Here is a 19676-nt window from a genome sequence, read left to right on the forward strand (position 1 = left end):
CCGTCAGGGGCGAATCGCCGGCACGAACTGCAGGCCCACGGGCCGTCATACTGGCGGCATGACGCAGATTTCGGAGAAGGACGTCATCCTCGCCTACGTGCTGGCGAAGTTCGACGCGATCGTCACCATCGTGCGCGACATGGATGACGCGACGGCCAACGCGACGCTGCCCGTCGCCGGCTCGAACAGCCCCTACGCGCTGCTGACGCACTGCCTCGGGGCGATGCGTCGGTGGTCGAGCACCGTCAACCTGGGGGGCACCGTTCCGCGCGACCGCGACGCTGAGTTCACCGCCACCGGCCCCGTCTCGACGCTCGTCGAACGCGCCGCACGCGAACGTCAGGCCTTCATAGACGACGTCGCCGCCACCGACCTCGACGCGCTCCCGGTGGCCCCGCCGGCCGACCGAGTCGACGCCCCGGCGCGCTCGTATCAGGTCACCGACTGCCGCGCCGTGCTCCTGCACGTCGTCGAGGAGCTCGCGCAGCACCTTGGCCACCTCGAGATCACCCGCGACGTCCTGCTCGCGCGCGGCTGAGGCGCGGATCGAGACGCTGCGTGCCCATGAAGTCGGATTGACGGATCCATGTGCCACACAGCCCGGCAGACCGGCGGACTCACCCGACCGTGACCGGGTGCGCGCCGATATGGGACGTCAGCCCGGTTCGGCCGCCCCGGGGATCATCCCGTCATGCGGCGATGGCTTCGCGCAGGAAGTCGATGACGATCCGCGCCAAGGGCTCGGGCCTAGCGAGGTGGATGTCGTGTCCGCTCTCGGCGACGAGCGCGACCCGCGTTCCTGGCCGGCCAGCCATGCGTTCGTGCTCTTCGTTTGCGATGAAACTGTGCTGTGCGCGCACGATGAGCGTCGGACACGAAACCTGCTCCCAGTCCTCCCAGAACTGCTGCGCGTGGACTGCTTGGATGGCGCGCGCCAGGGCCACCGCATCGAAACGAGGTTCTCCCTGGTCGTCGACGAGCGTGCGAACCCATGCGATGACATCTGTCGTCGCTTCGGGTCCCTCACCCCCGACGCCGCCCTCGATGAGAACGAGTGCGGACACGAGCTGAGGGTGATGCGCCGCGACGAGCATGGCCGTGTGGGCGCCCATCGACTGACCGACGAGCACGCAGGGGGTGGCCGCGTGACGACGGATCTGCGACACGACATGCGCGACGTGTGCCTCGCGCGACAGATCCCCGGTCATTTCCGCAGCGGATCCGTGAGCCAGCTGATCAAAGGCGATGAATTCCCAGGCAGGCGGGAGCGACCGCGCGAATTCATCCCACTCGTCTGAGGTGCTGGCAAGGCCGTGGAGAGCCACGAGGGGAAGCATTCCTGCAGGCTATCTGCCCTGCGGGGGGTCATCAGCGCCACCTTCACGCCGTCGGGTCCTCAGAGCCGAGCCACGGTGATGTTCACGACGACGGCCGGACGAGGCACAATGCTCGTCCGGCCGTCGGTTTCGTCCGTGCTGTGGCGATGTGGGTCGCGCGTGGTCGAAGAATTCTCTAGGCGGTTTCGCCTCCGCGGTGACGTCGTGATGAGGGTGTTCAAAGCTGGTTAGTTGCTGGCGCGCGGGGTTCTCAGGGTAGGGCGAGCGTGAGGAAGAGGAAGCTGAGGAATTGCCGTTTGTCGCCTGGGGGCAGCAGTTCGCTGGGGGTGTCGGGGTGCACCTTGGGTTCAGTCAGGCTGATAAAGGTGAAGCCCGCGTCGATGAACGCATTGAGGACATCCTGCAAGGGCCGGTGCCAGTAGGTCAGCACGGTAGTGGTCTGGCCGAACGCATAGTCCTCGGAGTACTGGGTGAGTGCGAAGTAGTCCTGGTCTCGGTGCAGGGCGGCAAAGAGGAAGGGGTGAAGCAGGCTGACGATCAGCCGCCCGCCCGGGCGTAGAACGCGACGCAGTTCGCCGAGCGTGGGTCTCCAGTTTTCGACGTAGTGCAGCGCAAGAGAACACGTGATCAGGTCGAACTCGTTGTCCCCATAGGGCAGCGGGGCAGCGAGATCGGCCACCCGTATGTCGGCGCATTCACCCAGCCTGTCGCGGGCGATGGCGATCATCGCGGGGCTGACATCGAAGCCACTTACGGTTGCGCCACGATCGCGCAGCTCTTTCGTCAAGGGTCCGTGGCCGCAGCCGGCGTCCAGCACTCGAAGCCCCTCAACATCACCGGCCAGGCGTAGCACCTCGGGGCGTTCGTACCACTTGTTGAACAGGCCATTCTCGTTCTCCTCGACATAAGCGGGGGCGAACGCGTCGTAGTCGGCGGTATCCATCATCGATTTTCCTCCTGGCGGGCGTACACGCGGAACATTTCGTCCTCGGGAGCGGCCAAGAGCATGCCGTAGTAGCCGCGCCGGTTGGGATGTGCCACTGCCTGGTTGCGACGGTCCCGGGATCGCTCGCTCCACTTGTCCAGAACGGCGCTGAGCTCGGCGCGCATCTCGACCAACTCCTGATCATCAAGCCAAACTGCGAAGTCTTGGCTGATTGAGCAGGGCGATGAGCTACCGGAGGGATCGAGCTCGGCGCCGTCGCCAACCTGAGCCTGGATTGCCCGATGCAGGGCGACCACGTGCCCCTCCGCGACCCGTCGAAGCGTGTCCACCGCCGCTTCACCCCCGGTCTGCGCCCGCAGCGCCGCCAGGTCGATATGAAACCCGCGCTCGGAGGTCGGCCGCCACCACCGCTCGCGACGGTCGCCCGTGTGGTCCGGGTCGGGCTCGATCAACTCATATCGGGCCAGCTGGCGCAGGTGGAAACTGACGGAGTTGGCTGGCTCGTCGAGCAAGTCCGCAAGATCCTTCACCCGACCTGTGCCACGGCGCGCCAACTCGCCGAGCAGCCTCATTCGAAGTGGGTGCGTGATAGCCGCGACGGCTTTGGGATCCGTGATGTGTGTAGCCTCATCGCGCCCTGGCGTGGCGTTCATAGCCGCAAGCCTGCCACCGACCGGCTAGAAGCGCAAGAATTATTGCGCGATGTTTGTCGTCTATTTGGTGAGCCGCCAGACACCAGGGCCAAGCCGTATTCGCGCGCCAATCCGAGGGGTGCATCTCCAACGAAGGTTCTAGCCATAGCCGGAGGAGGCTGGCCGATCCGTGCCGAGCCGCGGTGATGTTCACGACGACGGCCGGGCGAGCAACAATGCTCGTCCGGCCGTCGGCTCAGCGCAGAATCAGTGCACGCTCAGTGCTCCCCGCCACCCGTCGGGCCGCGGTCGGTGAAGAACTCCGTCACCTTGGCCTTGGCGAAACCGAACGCGTGGGCGGGCTTCACCTTGCCGGGCACCGACACCTCGTCGGGGTTCGTCACGACTTCGACGAGCCACGGCTCCGGTGACGAAACGGCCTCGCGCAGAACCGATTTCAACTCGGCCGGGTCCTCGACGCGCCGCGAGCGCAAACCCATCGCGGCGGCGACGTCGGCGAAGTTCGGGTTGTCGAGCGCCGTGCCGTACTCGGGCAGCCCGACCTGTTCCTGCTCGAGCTTCACCATCCCGAGCTTGCTGTTGTTGAACACGACGAACGTCGCCGGCAGGCCGTACGTGACGGCGGTGCGCAGGTCGCCGACGAGCATCATGAGGCCGCCGTCACCGCACAGTGCGACGACGGGGCGACGACGATCGAGCGCCTGCGCGCCGAGCGCCATCGGCATGGCGTTCGCCATCGAGCCCAGGGTTGTACGAGCCGATGAGACGGCGCTCTCCGCGCATCGGCAGCAGCCGCGACAGCCACACCGTCGACATGCCCGTGTCGGAGGTGAAGATCGTGTTCGTCGGGCACACCTCGTCGAGCGCGAGCGCGACGGCCTCCGGACGCACCTTCTCTTCCGGGTTGTCGCCGAGCGAGCGCACCTTGCCGAGCAGCGACTCGTCGAACGAGGGGTCGGCGAGCTTGCGCTGATCGTCCATCCACTCCGCGTACTTCGACTGCGCCTTCTCGAGGTGCTCGCGCCCTGACGCCGGCTCGAGCATCGGCAGCAGCGCCCGCAGACCCTCGCGCGCACCACCGACGAGCGCGATGTCGACGGGCGTGCGGCGTCCGATGTGCTGCGTGCGCGTGTCGAGCTGGATGACCTTCTTGCCCTCCGGATACCACTCGCGGTACGGAAAGTCGGTGCCGATCATGAACAGCACGTCGCACTCGTCCATCGCCCCGACGGCCGCCGGGTTGCCGATGAGCCCGCTCTGGCCGACCTCGTACGGGTTCTCGTGCTCGAGCCCCTCCTTCGCCTTGAGGGTCAGCACCGTCGGCGCGGCGAGCTTCTCGGCGAGCGCGAGCACCTCCTCTCGCGCCTCACGCGCACCGCGACCGACGAGCAGCGTCACCTTCTCGGCATCCCGCAGCGCGGCGGCGGCCCCGTCGAGCGAATCCGCAGCCGGTGACGACGGCAGCGGCGGCGGCGCGAACCGCGGCGTCCGCGTGCCGTGCGGCAGCTTCAACCCGCTGATGTCGCCCGGCAGGTTGAGCACCGCGACGCCCTGGTGTGCGACGGCGGCTTCCAGCAGCTGAGGCATCTGGTTGGCGCTCGTCACCGTCGCGGTGAAGACGGCGACGTCACTGAACAACGCGTCGTTGTCGACCTCCTGGAAGAAACTCGTGCCGATCTCCTCCGTCGGCACCTGCCCACAGATCGCGAGCACCGGCGCGCGTGCGACTTCTTCGCGTCGTACAGGCCGTTGAGCAGGTGGATCGCGCCGGGCCCGACGGTGCCCATGCACACCGCGAGACGCCCCGTCAGCTGCGCCTGCGCGGATGCGGCGAACGCGCCCGCCTCCTCGTGGCGCACACCGACCCACTCGATGCGGTCCTCACGCCGGATGGCGTCGACCACGGGGTTGAGCGCGTCACCGACCACACCCCAGAACTCGCTGACGCCGTACTCGGCGAGCGCTTCGACGATCATCTCGGCGATCGTCATCTCGGATCCGATGTTCATGCTTCTCCTCGCTCGGCGGGCGTGATCACTTCTGGACGGGCGTGGGGAACGAATGCGGGTCGGCCTCGGCCCACGCGCGCGCCCTCGACGTCATCATCGTCGTCGCCTCCTCGACGTCATCATCGTCGTCGCCTCCTCGACGTCATCATCGTCGTCGCCTCCTCGACGTCATCATCGTCGTCGCCTCCTCGACGGTGGCCTCCTGATGCTCGCCATGATCGATCCTTCGAGAGGCAATGACGTTTCGTCGTCATCCTGGCAGGTCAGGTCCAGCAGCACCATGCCCCTCAGCACATTCACGGCCGACTCGGGCGGCGCGTCAGCGGCTCCCGCGAGGACGTCGACAGGGTGACGACAGGGCGCCGTCATGGTGACGACATGGTGACGCCATCGACACGTTCGGGCGATATGTACGAGAAATCGCAAAACGTGTACATGTCAGGGTGCTCAGGCGCGTACGCTCGTCCTCATGTGGACCGGCCCCGACGTTCCGTACCAGGATCTGCCGCCTCTTCCTCCCTCGACGCAGGTCGAGACGCCGGCGGTGCTCAAGGAGGTCATCGCCGCCAGTCGAGCCCTCGCCGCCCTGGATCAAGCGGTCCGGCGCCTGCCGGACCCGACGATGCTCGTTCACCTGCTCCCGGTTCTCGAGGCGCAGGCCTCGAGCGAGATCGAGAACGTCGTGACCACGAACGACGAGCTGTTCCGCGCTGCCGCGGACATGCCGGACACCAGGACGTCCCCGGCGGTCAAGGAGGCCCTGCGCTACCGCCGTGCCCTGTGGGTCGGGTTCGACTCGCTGCAGACGCGCCCCCTGACGTCAGGAACAGCACTCGAGATCTGCAGCGAGCTGCAGGGCCGAACCGCCACTCTGCGCAATCAACCGGGGACCTATATCGGCAACCCCGTCAACCGTGAACGCATCTACACGCCGCCCGAGGGTGCAGACGTCATCGCCGAGCATCTGTCCGGGTGGGAACGCTTCCTGCACGCCGACTCGGGGTTCGACCCGCTCGTCGTGATGGCGATGCAGCACTACCAGTTCGAGGCGATCCACCCGTTCTTCGACGGCAACGGACGCACCGGTCGCGTGATCAACCTCCTGCTCCTCGTCGAGAAGGGGCTGCTCGAGCAGCCGGTGCTGTACCTGTCGGGCCACATCGTTCGTACGAAGGACGAGTACTACTCCCGCCTCCGCGCCGTCACCGCCCAGGATGACTGGCAGGGCTGGATCCTCTACATGGTGGGTGCGGTCGGCGCCACCGCTCGATGGACGCTCTCGCTCGTCGAGGTCATCGAAGGGCTGCGCCGGGAAGCGGAGGACGCGATCCGCCGGCATCTCCCGGCGCAGGCACCCGCGTCAGACCTCGCGCGGGTGCTGTTCGCGCAGCCGTACGTCCGCATCGAGGCGATCGTCGACGCAGGCTTGGCCAAGCGTCAAACCGCTTCGAAGTGGCTCTCCGTCCTGGCGCAGCACGATGTTCTCGAGCGCCAGCAACTCGGACGCAGCGTCGTCTACCTCAATCGCGCGCTCCTCGACACGCTGGCCGAGGCAACCGATCGCTGATCCGCCGACGTCGGAGCCTTCGCGGTGACGACATGGTGATGCCATCGACACGTTCGGGCGATGTGTACGAGAAGCCGCAAAACGTGTACATGTCCGGCTCATCGCACTCACCGCGTGGGGTGGGTGCGGGACGTGGGGAGCACCGCGTCGGCTGTCGCGACGACACCGCTACGGGCGCGGCGCGGTGCCGTGCCCCCCGACGTCGAGTAGGTCGTCGACGCTCGCGGCGATGGTCGTCGCGTCGACGAGCTGCGTCGAGACGGGCGGCAGGTCGTGGATGAGGCGCGCGAGGCGTGACGCCATCGCGTTGGCGTCGAGGTGAGCGAGCGGATCGTGCGTCCAGCACGCCGCGAGGGTCACGTACGTGGCCGAACCGAGGCTCGCCTCGAGCTCGCTCCACGACCCGAGCACGCGCGGCAGGTCGCGCTGTGCGATCTGCAGGACGTGCGCGGCCTCGAGCTGCTCGAAGACGAGGTCGCGCCGCGCGCTGACGCCCCGCTCGGAGTTGTGCTCACCGTCGGCCAGGAGCAGCAGCACCCGCTCGAGGGCGCGCAGGGCGCGACGGAACTGACGACGCACGAGCAGCACGGGCAGACGACGCCCGAACGCCCACAGCACGAACAGGCAGATGACGCACGACAGGGCCGTCTCGAAGATGCGATCGAGCATCAACTCACCGATCGGCTTGTGCGCCGTGCCCGCCGACGCCACGAGCAGCGCCATCGGCGTGATGAACATCGAGCCCAGCGCATAGTTGCGCACGACCGTCCACTGCAGCAGGTACACGCACATCAGCGCGACGACGATGACCCACCAGCCGCTCGGATGCGTGAGGCTGACGAGGAAGAACAACCCCACCCCGACGACCGTGCCGACGAAGCGGTGCGCGGCGCGATGCGTCAGTGTCAACCGGTCGCCGCCGAGGGAGATGAGCAGCGCCGTCGTCATGACCGCCCAGTACGGATGCGTGACGCCGAGTGCGTATGCGAGCACGCACGTGAGCAGCACCGCGAGCGCTGCGCGCCGCGCGATCAGCGCAGGCAAGGACGAGCGCGACAACCCCCAGCGCAGCAGGTAGCGCCGCGGTGGGCGTCCGAGGTAGCGCGCCTGCGCCATGACGGGGACGGCGATCACGGCCCCGGGCAGTCGCGTCGCGGCGGTGCGCTGGACGACTTCGATGTGCAACCGGCGCAGGCGCTTCGTCAGCTCGCGCCAGTGCGGGTCGGGGTGACGGCGGCCCGTCGCCGCGCTCAACGCCCACGCCGCGGAGAAGATCGACGCGTACGCCGTGTCCCGCAGGCGGCCCGTCTCGACGAAATCGCCGTCCGGGTCTGACTCGAAGTACGCGTCACACGCCTCCTGCGCCTCGTCGACGGCTTGATCCTCCGGTTCGTGACGCTGCGGGTACTGCAGCGCGAGGCTCAGCACGCTCGACATCACGGCGCCACAGCCTGCTGCCAGCAGGAACCGGCTGCCGGGCACGCCGACCGTAGGCAGATACGTGCCGATGGCCGGGCCGATCGTCAGAAAGACAGGGCCAGGCGGGTCGCCGACGAGCGCGTGGTACAGAAGCACACTGACGCCGGCGATCGCCGTCAGCGCGACCGTCGTGAGCACCGCATGTCCTGCGACGCTCACCCCGATCGTCAACGCCGCGACGTACGCGAGCGTCATGCACGCGAGGATGGTGACGCGGTGACGCCACGTCCGCTTGACGCTGACGGTGCACAAGAACGTGCCCGTCAACCCGAGCAGACCGAGCTGTGGGCCGAGGACGAACGACAACGCCAGCACCGTCAGCGTCACGCACGTCGTGATGTGTGCCGCCGTCTTCCAGCGCCCCGGCGCGGGCTTGACCTCGACGAACGTCTGCAGCTCGTCCGCGAGGCGCGCCTTCGTCACCCCGCGACGACGGGCAGCGCGACGCACCTGCGGCGGCGCGAGCATCATCGTGAGGCGGGGCATGCCTCTATTGTGAACCTGGCCACCGGCAACCCCGGAAACCTGGGCCTTTCGCCTCCACATGCACACGGGTGCTCGTCGCCGCGGCAGTGGCATGGCGTCGTGTTCATGAATTCAGGGACAGAACATGAGAGTCAAGGAACCCGCGGCAGCGGGCACGAAACCGCGCGCCTATGCGGTGCGTTGCCGGTGGCTGCCGTGGAGCCCCCGGGCTCACCGGTGGGCCGGGCAGCTCCTCAGTGCATCCCCCGGCGGTGATGACCTGATCTCGGCGGTGATCTTCGCCATCGTGCTCGTCCCGCTCATCGTCGTCCTGGTCTACCTCATCGGCGAGCTGGCTCTGCTGTTGCTCCTGGTTCCGCTGCTGGCATTGACCCGTTTCGTGTTTCGTCGCCCCTGGGCCGTCTGTGTGAGTCGACGTGGCCGGGTGCTTCACGAGGAGCGGTGCCCCACGTTCAGCGCCGCCCGAACGCGTCGGGGCGACCTCGCACAGGCGGTGGGAACCGGCACCTGGCGCGAGCTACCGCGTCAGCACTGAGGCGCGCGCGACGAAGCACCTCGACGTCAACCCCGCGCCAGGCGCTCCCACCTCGCGATCCATGTGGACCGCGCACGACGTCAGCCGCGAGCCAGCCGCTCCTCGACGTAGTCGAGCCAGCGCAGCTCGGCCTCGTCGGCGAAGATGAGCGATTCGAGGACGAGCTCGTCAGGCGTCGGAGCGCTCGGCGCGCCCGGTGTGCGGCGCGGTTTCGACCGGTTGAGCTCGCGCAGGTGCCGCATCGTCGCGGTGCGTTGCGTCGAGACGAGCGCACGCACGTCGACGCCCGGCATCGTGACGGCGAGCGCCAACTTGATGGCGAGTTCGTTGCGCGGCGTCACGTCGCGCGGGACGGCCTGGGCCCACCACGAATCCACTTCACCGCGCCCCGCCTCGGTGAGGCGATACGGAATGCGGCCCTCGTTGTCGGCCGCGCCCGCGCCCTCGACGAGGCCGTCGCGCTCGAGGCGCCCGAGCGTCGTGTAGACCTGGCCGATGTTGAGGGGCCACTGCCCACCCGTGCGTGCCTCGAACTCGGAGCGCAGCTGCGCGCCGTACATCTCCTGCGACGCGAGCAGCGCGAGCAGGCCGTTACGAACGCTCACGTCAGCCCCCTTCGCGACGTCGCGGTGAACGATGAACGTTCAACGGTACGACGCGGCGCGCCCACCCACCGAACCCACCGAACCCGCCGAACCCGGCGCGAGTCGCGCATGACGCTCACCGCTCGCGCCTCGTCAGCACCGGCTTGCGGCGTGCGAACAGCATCGACACGAGCGCTGCGACGAGTGGCACCGCGATGAGCATGATCGCGAGCGACCACCATGGGATCGCGTACGTGCCGCCGCTGAGCTGGTGCGTCCGCTCGTCCATCATGTGGTTCGTCGAGGCCCGCGCCAGGATGAGCCCCGGCGCGATGCCGACGGCGATGCCGATGAGCGCACCGATGACGCCGATCGCCGCCGCGTGCGCGCCGACGATGCGCCGCCGCATCCCCGTGGGCGCCCCGACGGTCGCGAGCGTCGCGGCATCGGCCTGCGATTCGGCGTCGTTGAGCAGCGTCGACACGATCGTCGTGAGCAGGACGACGAACGCGAGCGCCGCCGTCATGACGCCGAGGATGACGAGGATCGGGCTCGAATAGCCCCGCTCCACCATCAACGACATGTCGATCGGGGAGGTGGCCTTGAGCTGACCTTCGAGCTTCTTGCTCACCCCACCCTCGGGTGCGACGGTGATCGCCGCGAGATGGGCCGTCATGTGATGCTTCGCGAGCGTTTCGCGCGTCGCGATGAGCGAGTTCGGCGTCGAACCAGCGAGCTTGAACGCGGCGTCGAACGACACGGGGCGTGCCGGCACCGTCAGGGGCGAGCAGGATGCGACGGTCGCCTCCGGCAGTTCGGCGTTCTTCCACTGCACCGCGGCCAGCGTGACCTTGCCGTCGTTGATCGTCGTGGCGCTCGACTGGGGGCCCCATCCCGCCACGCCCAGGCTGTCGTTCGTCGATGGCCCGACGTGGAGGAACTCACCTCGCTTCAGAGCATCTCGCGTCGCGGCATCGAGGCCCATGAGCTTCATGCCGGCCTCGTCGACGCCGAGCATGCTGACGGCCGCGGCGGCGGCGTCCTGACCGGAGCCCTTCGCCGGGCACTTCCCTGCGAGATAGCGGGGCATGAAGTCTCCGGCGCCCACTGTCCACGCACCCGCGGCGCCGGGGACGATCTTGCGGATCGCCGCGATGGCTATGTTGTCGTCCGCCTCACTGGTCCGCGAGCCGGGAGAGCTCGAGACGAACGCCGCCTCACCCATCGGCATCGACGGGGTGTACGTCTTGGCGAGGTACGCGTCCTCGCTCGCGCCGTAGACGCTGACGCCCGTGCACACGGCGACGGTGGCGAGCACCGCGCCGATCGACGCCGTCGCCCGCGTGCGCTGACGGCTGACCTCACGCACCGCGATGCGCGGCGTCAGGGGCAGGTGACCGGCGAGCTTGCCGGTCACCATGAGCACGTACGGCACCGCGAGCACCGCGCCGCCGAAGAACAGCGGCACGCCGATGTACGCAAGGGCGGTCTGCCCCTCCTCACTCATCGACGACCCGTCGCCCCCTCGCTGCGTCGCGAAGAACAGGCACAGCGTGCCGGCCGCGACGGCGATGACGCCGATCGTCGGCAGTCGACGCTTGACGACACGCGCCGACACCTGCCCGCGCAGGGCCTGCAGAAGGTTGGTACGACCCGCAGCCCGCGCGGGCACCCACGCGGCGATGAGCGCGGCGAGCGTCGAGACGACGACGAGGCCGACGATCCAGCTGAATCGGATGTCGGTGGGCGCATCGAGGGTCGTCACCTGCCGGCAGGCGATCTTCGCGGCCACGACACCGAGCGCGGTGCCGAGGACGGCACTGACGAGCGCGGTCAGCGCACCGAGGATCATCGCGTTGGCCAGGACGATGCGGCGCAGGACGGCGCGGGTGCCGCCGTTCGCCGCGACGAGCCCGAGGCTGCGACGCTGACGCGTCGCGCCGGCCGCGAACGCCGGGCCGGCGAGCAGTGCCGTCACGGCGACGAAGGCCATCGTCGCGACGGCGATGGCGAAGGCCATGCTCGAATCGCCCGTCGTATTCACGTCATAGGCGCTCGCCTGCGCGGACACGTTGTCGCGGGTCGTCAGGTCGAGGCCGAATCGGTGCCACTGCTCGACGTCATCGGCCGAGAACGTGCGCGTGTCGTCGAGGAGGAACCCCGGTGACGAGCTCGGCTTGTACCCCGTCGGCACCGGCCCGACGGCGGCGACATCCGCGAACGGCGTCGTCACGGTGCCGACGATGGTGACGTGCACCGTCTTGCTGTCGGACGGGTTTCCGGAGTCAGAGCGCGCCTGCATCGGCCCCTCGGTCGGCAACCCCATGTTCTTGCCGTACTCGGTGACGGCGACCTCACCCGGCTTCGACGGCAGGCGCCCCGAGACGAGAGTGGCCTTGCGTGCGAGCAGGGGCGAGGTGGCGTCGGTCAGCATGACGGTGCCCCACGTCGACGTGAACCCACCCGACGTCGTCTCCTGCGTGGCGGCGAACACGAAACCTTCCTGGTGGGCCTCGAGCGCGGCAACGCCCGCCTGATCGCTCACCTCAGCAGCCGTCGGAGGCTTCGATGTCGTGACGGCGCGTCCGGCTGCCGGCATCGGTACGCCCGGTTTCTCGGCGGACACCGTGACGAGGCCACCGAGCCCTTCCACGGCGCGGGCGCGTTCTTCGTCAGGGCTGATCTCGAACGTCGAGATGAAGGCGAGCATCGTCGCCAGGGCCATGACGGGCAGCAGGATGAGCAGCGCAGCGAGCGCCGAGCGGCCCTTGTAACGCATGATGTCGCGCCACGCGAGGCGCAGCGGCAGCCGCCATCCGGCGAGGGGGGAGGCCATCTCAACGACCCTCTGCGCGCGAGGCGTCCGACGCCGATGAGTTGCGCGACCCACGACTGGCAGGTGCGGCCAGGTGCGAGATCGCCGGACGCGACGCGCGCGTCGCGCCGGCCGTCCGCACCGCCATGACGAGCGCAACGGCGATGATGCCGACGAGCAGGACGACGAGCGCCGGCGTCGACAGGAACACGCCCTCGAGCGCCGGCCCGTGCGTCGCATCGAGCCACGATTCGGCCGGTTTCGTCGTCACGTGCGACGGGGGCGAGCCCTGCACCCACGTGTGCACGCTGACGACGGCGAGCTCCTGCACCCGGGACAGGTGGTCGGACGCGGTGATCATGCCCGGCCCTCCGTCGTTGCTGATGTCACACTCGTCGCACCGTGCGAGCGGGTGACGGCGCTCGCCCCGAACGGCTCGGGTTCGTCGCCGACGATGCCGACGACGGCGCCGTCACGCAGGTTGACGATGCGGTCGGCCCACGACGCGTGCCGCGAGTCGTGCGTGACGAGCAGGACGGCGGCGCCCGCGTCGCAGCGCTGACGCAGCACCATGAGCACCTCCTCACCCGTGACTGAGTCGAGCGCGCCCGTCGGTTCGTCGGCGAGCACGACGCGGCGCTCGCCGACGAGGGAGCGCGCGATCGCGACGCGCTGCTGCTGGCCGCCCGACATCTCCTCGGGGTAGCGGTCGGCGAGGTCGGCCAGGCCGACGGCGTCGAGCGCCTCGAAGCCGGCCGCGCGGGCGGCGCGCAGGCCCATGCCGTCGAGTTCGAGGGGGAGCGAGGCGTTCTCGACCGCCGTCAGCGCCGGGACGAGGTTGAGGTCCTGGAAGACGAACCCGACGCTGCGTCGGCGCAGACTCGCCATCTCCTTCTGGCCGACGCCGACGATGCTCGCACCGCCGATGCGCACATCGCCGCTCGTCGGCGCGTCGAGGCCCCCGGCCATGTTGAGCAACGTCGACTTGCCCGAACCGCTCGGGCCCATCACGGCCACGAGTTCGCCCGGGTACAGCGCGAGGCTGATGTCCTTCAACGCGTGCACGTCACCCGCGGGTGAGGGGTGCACCTTGCTCACGCCGTCGAGCTCGAGGGCTGGTTGCGTCATCGTTCATTTCCCTTCGTGAGGCCTGACGTGCGCCGCCGACGATGTGTCGACGGCGCACGTCACGCTCCCGTTCCCTTACCGCATACGCAGTATGCATACCCGGTATTCACATGTATACCGGGTATGTGGGTGCTGTGGGGGAATGACGCGCCGGTGGGTGTGTCGGGCGTGTCGGGTGAGGCGCGCCGCGCGGCATGTGCCGGGGGTGTCGTAGCACGTCGAGGCTTGGGGCCGGCGGGCGACGGGGCGTCGGGGTGCGCCATGACCGTGCCGCAGATGGTGCGAAACCACGCGCAGCGCGCCGAACGTCGCGCGCGTTTCGAGGCGGAAGCCCAGCTCGCTGAGCGTCTGAGCAAGGCCCGTACACCCCGCCAGAAGCGACGCGAGCTCGCCCGCGTGAATGGCGAGGCGAAGCGCGCACGCAGCGGCGATCAAGAAGGCGGCACAGTGGGCCGGCGTGAGTGATCGTCAGGCGCAGCGATGGGCCAAGACTGCCGATCGCGACGGCAACCCTATGCCGCTCGCGAAAGCCTCACCGGTCGTAGAGAAGCGCCGCACCGCCGTGCAGCGTGGCATGGGAGGTGCGCGGAAAGTCCAGGCGGACCGCATGGCAGCGATGCGCCATTTCACCATCCCAGGCACGGTGAAGGTCGAGATCGACACGGGCGGTAAAGCATCGTCGATCGAAGACCGTACGCACATCACGACGACCGTCCCTCTCGACGCGTCTGAGATGGAGACCGTGGCCGCGTGCATCGAAGCGCAGGAGTACGAGGAAGCCGCAGCGACCTTCAACGCCGCGCTGATCGATGCGTGGATGGGCGGCACGAGACCGGTGAACATGAAGATCTTGCACTGGACCCCGGTTGAGCCGGAGTGAGAAAACAGTGGAGGGGTAAGGCAGAAAACCTGCCTTACCCCTCCACTGTTACGTCAGACCTCTAATTGGGTGAGATCATCGATCGGCAGGCGAATGAGGCTCAGAACTTCGGCTGAATACCCAGATTGTTTCATCGGGTCATCTTCAATCCAGGCGGTCGCTTCTTCTGATGTTGCATGGGCTGAAGCAATCGCTGGCGATTCGTTCAGGTCTCCAGCAGCCCAAATGTACAGATTATTCTCAATCCGAGCTGCACCGGCTAGGTCCAAGTCTTCCCATGAGACTCTTGTCCTAAGATTTTTGTTGCTATCAAGGATCTTCAGAAGCTCGTCTTCCGACGTGAGTGCGACCTTGGCTAAGCCGTCTACGAAGACTGCGATCATGCCTACATCGTGCGCTTCAGTTGAGCAACCTTCGTGTAGGACCGCGCGTAGTAGGTCTTGTTTTTCCAAACGATCGTACCGAGCGTGGAACCAATAAACGTGGTGTTCGTGGTTCCCTTGCAGGTCTTCACCACGTTCTTCTGCTCGAGCTTTGCGATATTGCGACCACCTGACATCGTTGTGCCGCCGGGCTTCTTCCGCCACGCATACCACTTGTAGTGAATCTCTTCAGCGTGAGTGATAGATGTTACGGGCGTGGTGCATGTCGTGATAGGCTTATTACCGCAGCCTTTTAGTCATATTCCTTCCGCAGGTAAACTGCACCGGGGTTTAGCGTGCAAGGCCCATAGTTGGGTGTTGTAAAACGTACCGATGCGCCCTTTCCACATTGGTAGTCATTGAGCTTTTTGATTGCTTCTTCCTGACTGCTCGCCTGGATGAAGGGCGTTGCCTTCGCCTCGCCACCCTTGAGGAACTGGTCAAGGCACTCTGCGTCGCTAGAGCGGTCGGTTGAGCTCTGAGCTGCGGGCACGGGCTTCTCAGCCGCCAGGGCTGTCGGCGTCACAAGAGACACGCCGAAGACGAGGGCAGGCTTGTTGCTGCGATGCGCATACGTGTTGACATGACAACCGCTCTCACTAGGTCAATTCTTCGGGCTTTCGCAGCATACCTAGGTCAGGGGCTGGGGAAGGGGGAAACGCGGCGGGGAGATTTGAAGGGGGGCCTTGAATCGACGGGTGACGGGGCGTCGGGTGTGGAGGTCAGCGAGGGGAGGAGGAAGGCGTCGACGCATGCCCCACGGGGTTCCGCATGCTCAGGTCAGGGCTGAAACCCTGTCATGCGGGATCGCAGCTCCCAGAGGTGCGCCGGGCCGGCGCACCCCGCACCCGGCCGCCCAGTCACTCCGCTTACCCCGTTGCAGAGCGTGCCGCGCTCAGAGCGTGAGCAGCACCTTGCCGATGTGCCCCGACGCGGCGAGTTCGCGGTGCGCGTCCGCTGCCTGCGCGAGCGGGTAGGTGGCGTGGACGATAGGCCGCACGGCGCCCGATTCGACGAGCGGCCACACCGTGTCGCGCACCTCGCGCACGATCGCGGCCTTCTCCGCGAGCGGACGCGAACGCAGCGACGTCGCCGTCACCTGGGCGCGCTTGGCGAGCAGTTTCGCGAGGTCGAGCTCGGCCTTGGCCCCGCCCTGCATGCCGATGATGACGAGCCGGCCGTTGGGCGCGAGAGCGTCGATGTTGCGGCTCAGGTACTTGGCGCCCACGACATCGAGGATGACGTTGGCGCCACCCTCTGCCGCGACGGCGTCGACGAAGTCCTCCTCGCGGTAGTTGATGAGGATCTGTGCGCCGAGCGCCTTGCATGCGGCGAGCTTTTCGGCCGAACCGGCGGTGACGGCGACGCGCGCGCCGAGCGCCGTCGCCAACTGGATCGCCATCGTGCCGATGCCGCTGCTGCCGCCGTGCACGAGCAGCAGTTCACCGGGCTGCAGGTCAGCGGTGAAGACGACGTTCGACCACACCGTCGCGGCCACCTCCGGCAACGCGGCGGCCGTCATGAGATCGACGCCGCGCGGCACGGGCAGCACCTGGCCGACGCGGACGTTGACGTACTCGGCGTAGCCGCCGCCCGCAAGCAGCGCGCACACCTCGTCACCGACGCGCCAGCCGACGACGTCGGGCCCGAGCGCGTCGATCGTGCCGGAGACTTCGAGGCCGAGGACGTCGGATTCTCCGGCAGGCGGCGGATAGTGCCCCTGACGCTGCAGCAGGTCCGCCCGATTGACACCCGCAGCGGCGACCTTGATGCGTATCGAGTCGCCCTCGGGCGCGGGCAGATCGGGCACCTCGGCAAGGGTCATGACGTTCTCGTCACCGAATTCGGACAGCATGATCGCCTTCATTCCTCGACCCTACGACGCGCCCCGCGCACGATGAAACGCCAGATCGTCGACGGTGTCGACGTCGCGGGCGTCGCCCGGGTCGACGGGGGTCTCAGCGAGAGCGAGGGATGCAAGCAACGCACGCATCGACGCGCTGGCAGGGTTCCCGATCGCCTCGCAGGCCGCGGCCAGGGCATCGGCGCGATACACCGCGAGAAGCGGCTGACGACGGCCATCGACGACGGCGACCGCTCCGTCGAGGCAGGACGTGCTGGTCGCCCGCATCGTCAACGCCGCGTCGAGGAGGCCGGGGAGGGCATGGCCGCCCCGGGGCGTGTCGCCGGCGACGAGGGCTATCCACTCGCCGGTGCTGACGTCGAGCGCCCGCGCCAGGGCAGCGACCGGGCCGCCCAGGGGCGGATCCTCCTGCACCCAGGTGACCTGCTCGCGACGGATCGCGCGCGGCGGACCGACGACGATGACGGGCCATGATGTCGGGAGCGAGGCCAGCGTCGAATCGAGCACGCTGCGGGCGCCGAGCGATACGTCCAGCTTGTCGTCCTGAGCGCCGCCGAAGCGCCGCGACGTGCCGCCGGCGAGCACGACGGCCGTGACGGACAGGTTCAGATCGGGCCGTTCGTCGCCTGCGCTGCCCCTGCCCGCCCGCCGGCCTGCCGGTTCTGCGGCGGCGCCACTCAGCCACGAATCGGTGCCGTTGGGTCGGGAGGCGTGCTCGTCGAAAGGCTCGTGCGAGGTCATGGGTCCATCGTCGTGGACGCGAGCGGGCGGTGGGTGCGACACGACGTCATCGCGCCGTCGCAGGTGGGTGATCCCGGCGAGGTGGCGTTCAGGTCAGCTGCGCGGCAGGCGACGCGCGCTGTCGACGAGCTGGCGGGCGCTCGCGTCGAAACCGTCGTAACTGCGAGCTGAGCGGGCCGTCATCGTCATGCCGATCATCGAGCTCGTGAGCAGGCTCGCGTACTCGCGCGCTGCGGCAGTGGTGACGCTGCAGTCGGTCAGGGCCTTCGCGAGGCCACCCTTGAACGCGTCGAACGCTGCACGGCAGTGTTCGAGCTGCGTCGGGTTCTCGGCAGCTACGGTGACCGCGCCGACGGCCGAGCCGGCCTCGAACTTCGTCTCGTCGAGGTAGGTCCGCAGGCGGCCGAGCAGTTCGCTGACGACTTGTTCAGGCGAACGACGTTCGACCGACGCCACGACGTCGAGCCACTGCTGGGCGTTGAGGTCGATGGCGGCGAGAACGAGTTCCTGCTTGCCGCCGGGGAAGTGGTGATAGATCGAGCCGCGCGGTGTCTGCGTCGCCTGCGTCACCTCTGCGAACGAGGTGGCCTGCAGGCCACGGCGGGCGAGCAGGTCGAGGGCACCGGAGATCATACGATCTCTGACGGGCGACGGCATCGGAGCTCCTTCAGGCAGGTTCAGGGTTTGCAGAAAACCCATGTTGCACAGGAGGGAACCCACGTTCGCTCCTTGAACACTTTATACACCGTCTGTGCTCTTTTTGTTCTGCGGGGGTGCTTCGCCTGGGGCCGACGGTCGATAACTAGGACGATGCACGCGGGCGAGGGTGAAGAGCCCACGCGTTCGTGTAAAGAACTGTGCCCGTTCGGTGGGAGTTTGTGCTCCCCCACAGGGGTGGGTTGCGTGCTGCCTGGTTGTTCAGCGCTGCCATCGTAGCTGGACACGTGACCAAGTGTGGTGGAGTTGCTACAGCCGCGAGAATATTGCGTCACAACTCCGGTCGATGACGCTGGCGGTGCGTCGTCTTGAGTACGGCAGGTGGTGGGTCGCAGGTGCGGCCGGTGTGGCGTCAGCGACGCGTCGAGGGTGGGTCAAGTGCGTGTCACGTGTGCGTCATGTGGCGGTGGGACTCCGTCGGCGGGGCGGGAGCTCGCTTCGCTCGCTGCCGCCTGCCTCCTCCCAAATCCCCCGTGCTCATTCAGAGATGCGGAAGACCCCCTCCGGGGCGACTTCGTCGCTGATCCCGGAGGGGGTCTTCCGCATCTCTGGCGGTGGCGGTGGGATTTGAACCCACGGTGGAGTTACCCCCACACACGCTTTCGAGGCGTGCTCCTTAGGCCGCTCGGACACGCCACCGGTAAGAACATTACAACAGCGATGCGTCGGAGCAAAAACGAGATGAACGAACCGTCACTTGCACACCGGCGACGGCGACGGCGACGCAGGCGCCGCAGCGATCGTCGGGAACGACGAACCGACGACGACATCCACACTGTTGCCGTCACGCCCGTCCTGCACGAGCTTCGCGCCCGGCACCAACGTCGCGACATACCGCTTCGCCAGCGCCGCGCCGTCAGGGCCGAAACGCACCTCGCCGACACCGTCCTCGCTGTGCTGATACGGGTCGTTGCCGACGACACCCATCCTGAACCCGTGCGTGCGCAACGCCTCCGCAGCCGTTCCGGCCGCACCCTTCGATCCGCTGGCGTTGTAGACGTTGAGCGTGAAAGACGCGATCTCCGGCGGCGCCGAACTCACCGTCCCGTTCGGGCACGGGCCGTTCTGCTTGCTCGGCGACGAGATGAACGTCGCCGCGAACACGATCGCGCCGAGCACGAGCAGCGCGCAGAAGACGAGGATGGCGATGGAACGGCGCTCGCGACGCTTGCGCGCCCGAGCGAGACCGTTGTCGCGGACATAACTCATAGGGACAAGACCCTTGCGTGGAAGGTGGCGCGCGACTGCAAGGCGGCCCGCAAGGCGCGATGCAGACCGTCCTCCAAGTACAACTCGTTCTCGTACGCGACGACATGCGCGAAGATGTCGCCGTAGAACGTCGAATCCTCCGACAATAGCGCCGACAGATCGAGCGTCGTACGAGTCGTCGTCAGATCCGCCAGACGCACCACCCGAGGCGTCACCGGCGACCAGTCCTTGGGCGTGACGAGGCCATGGTCGGGGTAGGGGCGCGAATCGCCCACGGCCTTGAAGATCACGGCCCTATTTTATG

The 19676-nt window shown here is 67.7% G+C and carries 23 protein-coding genes and 1 tRNA gene; 6 read left to right on the plus strand and 18 right to left on the minus strand.

Features of this window, described 5'->3' with window-relative positions; translation table 11 throughout:
- Positions 1 to 58: 58 nt before the first annotated feature.
- A complete protein-coding gene (locus tag DYE07_RS10070) occupies positions 59 to 538 on the plus strand; it encodes a mycothiol transferase (protein WP_006947583.1) in 480 nt (159 codons plus the stop codon).
- A 151-nt stretch (positions 539 to 689) separates the two neighbouring features.
- On the opposite strand, the gene DYE07_RS10075 is transcribed toward DYE07_RS10070, so the two are convergent.
- The 6 genes from DYE07_RS10075 to DYE07_RS15190 form a co-directional block, all read right to left on the minus strand.
- Positions 690 to 1325 (minus strand): alpha/beta fold hydrolase, encoded by a 636-nt coding sequence (locus DYE07_RS10075; RefSeq protein ID WP_160126253.1) that lies wholly within the window; start codon positions 1323 to 1325, stop codon positions 690 to 692.
- A 262-nt stretch (positions 1326 to 1587) separates the two neighbouring features.
- A complete protein-coding gene (locus DYE07_RS10080; RefSeq protein WP_312294783.1) occupies positions 1588 to 2283 on the minus strand; it encodes a class I SAM-dependent methyltransferase in 696 nt (231 codons plus the stop codon).
- Positions 2280 to 2936 carry a winged helix-turn-helix domain-containing protein gene (locus tag DYE07_RS10085; RefSeq protein WP_115296908.1) on the minus strand — a complete coding sequence of 219 codons (657 nt, stop codon included), beginning with the start codon at positions 2934 to 2936 and terminating at the stop codon, positions 2280 to 2282. Before DYE07_RS10085 ends, DYE07_RS10080 begins: the two co-directional genes overlap by 4 nt.
- 257 nt (positions 2937 to 3193) lie before the next feature.
- Positions 3194 to 3673, minus strand: a complete 480-nt coding sequence (locus DYE07_RS15180; protein WP_231729367.1) for a thiamine pyrophosphate-dependent enzyme — start codon at positions 3671 to 3673, stop codon at positions 3194 to 3196.
- Positions 3597 to 4649 carry a thiamine pyrophosphate-binding protein gene (locus DYE07_RS15185; RefSeq protein ID WP_256594818.1) on the minus strand — a complete coding sequence of 351 codons (1053 nt, stop codon included), beginning with the start codon at positions 4647 to 4649 and terminating at the stop codon, positions 3597 to 3599. Before DYE07_RS15185 ends, DYE07_RS15180 begins: the two co-directional genes overlap by 77 nt.
- Positions 4538 to 4945, minus strand: coding sequence for a thiamine pyrophosphate-binding protein (locus DYE07_RS15190; protein ID WP_240742565.1), 408 nt, complete (start codon positions 4943 to 4945; stop codon positions 4538 to 4540). The genes DYE07_RS15185 and DYE07_RS15190 overlap by 112 nt, the downstream gene beginning before the upstream one ends.
- Before the next feature lie 41 nt (positions 4946 to 4986).
- On the opposite strand from DYE07_RS15190, the gene DYE07_RS14785 reads away from it, so the two are divergent.
- Both DYE07_RS14785 and DYE07_RS10095 read left to right on the plus strand, forming a co-directional pair.
- On the plus strand, positions 4987 to 5151 hold the full coding sequence (locus tag DYE07_RS14785; RefSeq protein WP_172462985.1) for a hypothetical protein: 165 nt from the start codon (positions 4987 to 4989) through the stop codon (positions 5149 to 5151).
- 263 nt (positions 5152 to 5414) lie between these two features.
- Positions 5415 to 6512, plus strand: a complete 1098-nt coding sequence (locus tag DYE07_RS10095) for a Fic family protein (RefSeq protein ID WP_062256193.1) — start codon at positions 5415 to 5417, stop codon at positions 6510 to 6512.
- A 168-nt stretch (positions 6513 to 6680) separates the two neighbouring features.
- Here the strand turns inward: DYE07_RS10095 and DYE07_RS10100 are convergent, their stop codons facing one another.
- Positions 6681 to 8477 carry an FUSC family protein gene (locus DYE07_RS10100; RefSeq protein ID WP_062256191.1) on the minus strand — a complete coding sequence of 599 codons (1797 nt, stop codon included), beginning with the start codon at positions 8475 to 8477 and terminating at the stop codon, positions 6681 to 6683.
- A gap of 124 nt (positions 8478 to 8601) precedes the next feature.
- On the opposite strand from DYE07_RS10100, the gene DYE07_RS14520 reads away from it, so the two are divergent.
- The gene (locus DYE07_RS14520) at positions 8602 to 9012 is read left to right on the plus strand and encodes a hypothetical protein (protein ID WP_139023508.1); all 411 of its coding nucleotides are present in this window, start codon (positions 8602 to 8604) and stop codon (positions 9010 to 9012) included.
- Between the two features lie 80 nt (positions 9013 to 9092).
- On the opposite strand, the gene DYE07_RS10110 is transcribed toward DYE07_RS14520, so the two are convergent.
- From DYE07_RS10110 to DYE07_RS10125, 4 genes are all read right to left on the minus strand, one after another.
- Entirely contained in the window at positions 9093 to 9617 is a 525-nt protein-coding gene (locus DYE07_RS10110) for a PadR family transcriptional regulator (protein ID WP_115296910.1), read from the minus strand.
- Between the two features lie 115 nt (positions 9618 to 9732).
- Positions 9733 to 12432: an FtsX-like permease family protein gene (locus tag DYE07_RS10115; protein WP_115296911.1), complete on the minus strand. Its 2700-nt coding sequence runs from the start codon at positions 12430 to 12432 to the stop codon at positions 9733 to 9735.
- Between the two features lies 1 nt (position 12433).
- Positions 12434 to 12772: a hypothetical protein gene (locus tag DYE07_RS10120; protein ID WP_006943491.1), complete on the minus strand. Its 339-nt coding sequence runs from the start codon at positions 12770 to 12772 to the stop codon at positions 12434 to 12436.
- On the minus strand, positions 12769 to 13539 hold the full coding sequence (locus tag DYE07_RS10125) for an ABC transporter ATP-binding protein (RefSeq protein ID WP_006943493.1): 771 nt from the start codon (positions 13537 to 13539) through the stop codon (positions 12769 to 12771). The genes DYE07_RS10120 and DYE07_RS10125 overlap by 4 nt, the downstream gene beginning before the upstream one ends.
- A gap of 261 nt (positions 13540 to 13800) precedes the next feature.
- Between DYE07_RS10125 and DYE07_RS10130 the strand changes: the two genes are divergently transcribed.
- Positions 13801 to 14004, plus strand: coding sequence for a hypothetical protein (locus DYE07_RS10130; protein WP_006943496.1), 204 nt, complete (start codon positions 13801 to 13803; stop codon positions 14002 to 14004).
- On the plus strand, positions 13997 to 14419 hold the full coding sequence (locus DYE07_RS10135) for a hypothetical protein (RefSeq protein WP_147286922.1): 423 nt from the start codon (positions 13997 to 13999) through the stop codon (positions 14417 to 14419). The genes DYE07_RS10130 and DYE07_RS10135 overlap by 8 nt, the downstream gene beginning before the upstream one ends.
- 53 nt (positions 14420 to 14472) lie before the next feature.
- Here DYE07_RS10135 and DYE07_RS14525 read toward each other — a convergent pair whose 3' ends face one another.
- From DYE07_RS14525 to DYE07_RS10165, 7 genes are all read right to left on the minus strand, one after another.
- Positions 14473 to 14802 carry a hypothetical protein gene (locus tag DYE07_RS14525; RefSeq protein WP_147286923.1) on the minus strand — a complete coding sequence of 110 codons (330 nt, stop codon included), beginning with the start codon at positions 14800 to 14802 and terminating at the stop codon, positions 14473 to 14475.
- Between the two features lie 934 nt (positions 14803 to 15736).
- Positions 15737 to 16708 carry an NAD(P)H-quinone oxidoreductase gene (locus DYE07_RS10140; protein WP_006945316.1) on the minus strand — a complete coding sequence of 324 codons (972 nt, stop codon included), beginning with the start codon at positions 16706 to 16708 and terminating at the stop codon, positions 15737 to 15739.
- Between the two features lie 9 nt (positions 16709 to 16717).
- On the minus strand, positions 16718 to 17446 hold the full coding sequence (gene mobA / locus DYE07_RS10145) for a molybdenum cofactor guanylyltransferase (RefSeq protein ID WP_006945317.1): 729 nt from the start codon (positions 17444 to 17446) through the stop codon (positions 16718 to 16720).
- A 93-nt stretch (positions 17447 to 17539) separates the two neighbouring features.
- On the minus strand, positions 17540 to 18103 hold the full coding sequence (locus DYE07_RS10150; protein WP_006945318.1) for a TetR/AcrR family transcriptional regulator: 564 nt from the start codon (positions 18101 to 18103) through the stop codon (positions 17540 to 17542).
- Between the two features lie 609 nt (positions 18104 to 18712).
- Positions 18713 to 18802: transfer RNA gene (locus tag DYE07_RS10155), tRNA-Ser, on the minus strand.
- A gap of 54 nt (positions 18803 to 18856) precedes the next feature.
- Positions 18857 to 19372, minus strand: coding sequence for a LytR C-terminal domain-containing protein (locus DYE07_RS10160; protein WP_006945310.1), 516 nt, complete (start codon positions 19370 to 19372; stop codon positions 18857 to 18859).
- The gene (locus tag DYE07_RS10165; RefSeq protein ID WP_006945312.1) at positions 19369 to 19662 is read right to left on the minus strand and encodes a hypothetical protein; all 294 of its coding nucleotides are present in this window, start codon (positions 19660 to 19662) and stop codon (positions 19369 to 19371) included. Before DYE07_RS10165 ends, DYE07_RS10160 begins: the two co-directional genes overlap by 4 nt.
- Positions 19663 to 19676: the final 14 nt, after the last annotated feature.

It is taken from the genome of Dermacoccus nishinomiyaensis (genome assembly GCF_900447535.1).
GTDB lineage: Bacteria > Actinomycetota > Actinomycetes > Actinomycetales > Dermatophilaceae > Dermacoccus > Dermacoccus nishinomiyaensis.

What these genes read in the sequence shown, in the direction of transcription:
- DYE07_RS10115 (WP_115296911.1), bottom strand. Translation starts at nt 12,432, where the DNA reads ATGGCCTCCCCCCTCGCCGGATGGCGGCTGCCGCTGCGCCTCGCGTGG.
- DYE07_RS10080 (WP_312294783.1), bottom strand. Translation starts at nt 2,283, where the DNA reads ATGATGGATACCGCCGACTACGACGCGTTCGCCCCCGCTTATGTCGAG.
- DYE07_RS14525 (WP_147286923.1), bottom strand. Translation starts at nt 14,802, where the DNA reads ATGATCGCAGTCTTCGTAGACGGCTTAGCCAAGGTCGCACTCACGTCG.
- DYE07_RS10070 (WP_006947583.1), top strand. Translation starts at nt 59, where the DNA reads ATGACGCAGATTTCGGAGAAGGACGTCATCCTCGCCTACGTGCTGGCG.
- DYE07_RS14520 (WP_139023508.1), top strand. Translation starts at nt 8,602, where the DNA reads ATGAGAGTCAAGGAACCCGCGGCAGCGGGCACGAAACCGCGCGCCTAT.
- DYE07_RS10120 (WP_006943491.1), bottom strand. Translation starts at nt 12,772, where the DNA reads ATGATCACCGCGTCCGACCACCTGTCCCGGGTGCAGGAGCTCGCCGTC.
- DYE07_RS10130 (WP_006943496.1), top strand. Translation starts at nt 13,801, where the DNA reads ATGACCGTGCCGCAGATGGTGCGAAACCACGCGCAGCGCGCCGAACGT.
- DYE07_RS10100 (WP_062256191.1), bottom strand. Translation starts at nt 8,477, where the DNA reads ATGCCCCGCCTCACGATGATGCTCGCGCCGCCGCAGGTGCGTCGCGCT.
- mobA (WP_006945317.1), bottom strand. Translation starts at nt 17,446, where the DNA reads ATGACCTCGCACGAGCCTTTCGACGAGCACGCCTCCCGACCCAACGGC.
- DYE07_RS10150 (WP_006945318.1), bottom strand. Translation starts at nt 18,103, where the DNA reads ATGCCGTCGCCCGTCAGAGATCGTATGATCTCCGGTGCCCTCGACCTG.
- DYE07_RS10095 (WP_062256193.1), top strand. Translation starts at nt 5,415, where the DNA reads ATGTGGACCGGCCCCGACGTTCCGTACCAGGATCTGCCGCCTCTTCCT.
- DYE07_RS10125 (WP_006943493.1), bottom strand. Translation starts at nt 13,539, where the DNA reads ATGACGCAACCAGCCCTCGAGCTCGACGGCGTGAGCAAGGTGCACCCC.
- DYE07_RS15180 (WP_231729367.1), bottom strand. Translation starts at nt 3,673, where the DNA reads ATGGCGAACGCCATGCCGATGGCGCTCGGCGCGCAGGCGCTCGATCGT.
- DYE07_RS10085 (WP_115296908.1), bottom strand. Translation starts at nt 2,936, where the DNA reads ATGAACGCCACGCCAGGGCGCGATGAGGCTACACACATCACGGATCCC.
- DYE07_RS10160 (WP_006945310.1), bottom strand. Translation starts at nt 19,372, where the DNA reads ATGAGTTATGTCCGCGACAACGGTCTCGCTCGGGCGCGCAAGCGTCGC.
- DYE07_RS15190 (WP_240742565.1), bottom strand. Translation starts at nt 4,945, where the DNA reads ATGAACATCGGATCCGAGATGACGATCGCCGAGATGATCGTCGAAGCG.
- DYE07_RS10140 (WP_006945316.1), bottom strand. Translation starts at nt 16,708, where the DNA reads ATGAAGGCGATCATGCTGTCCGAATTCGGTGACGAGAACGTCATGACC.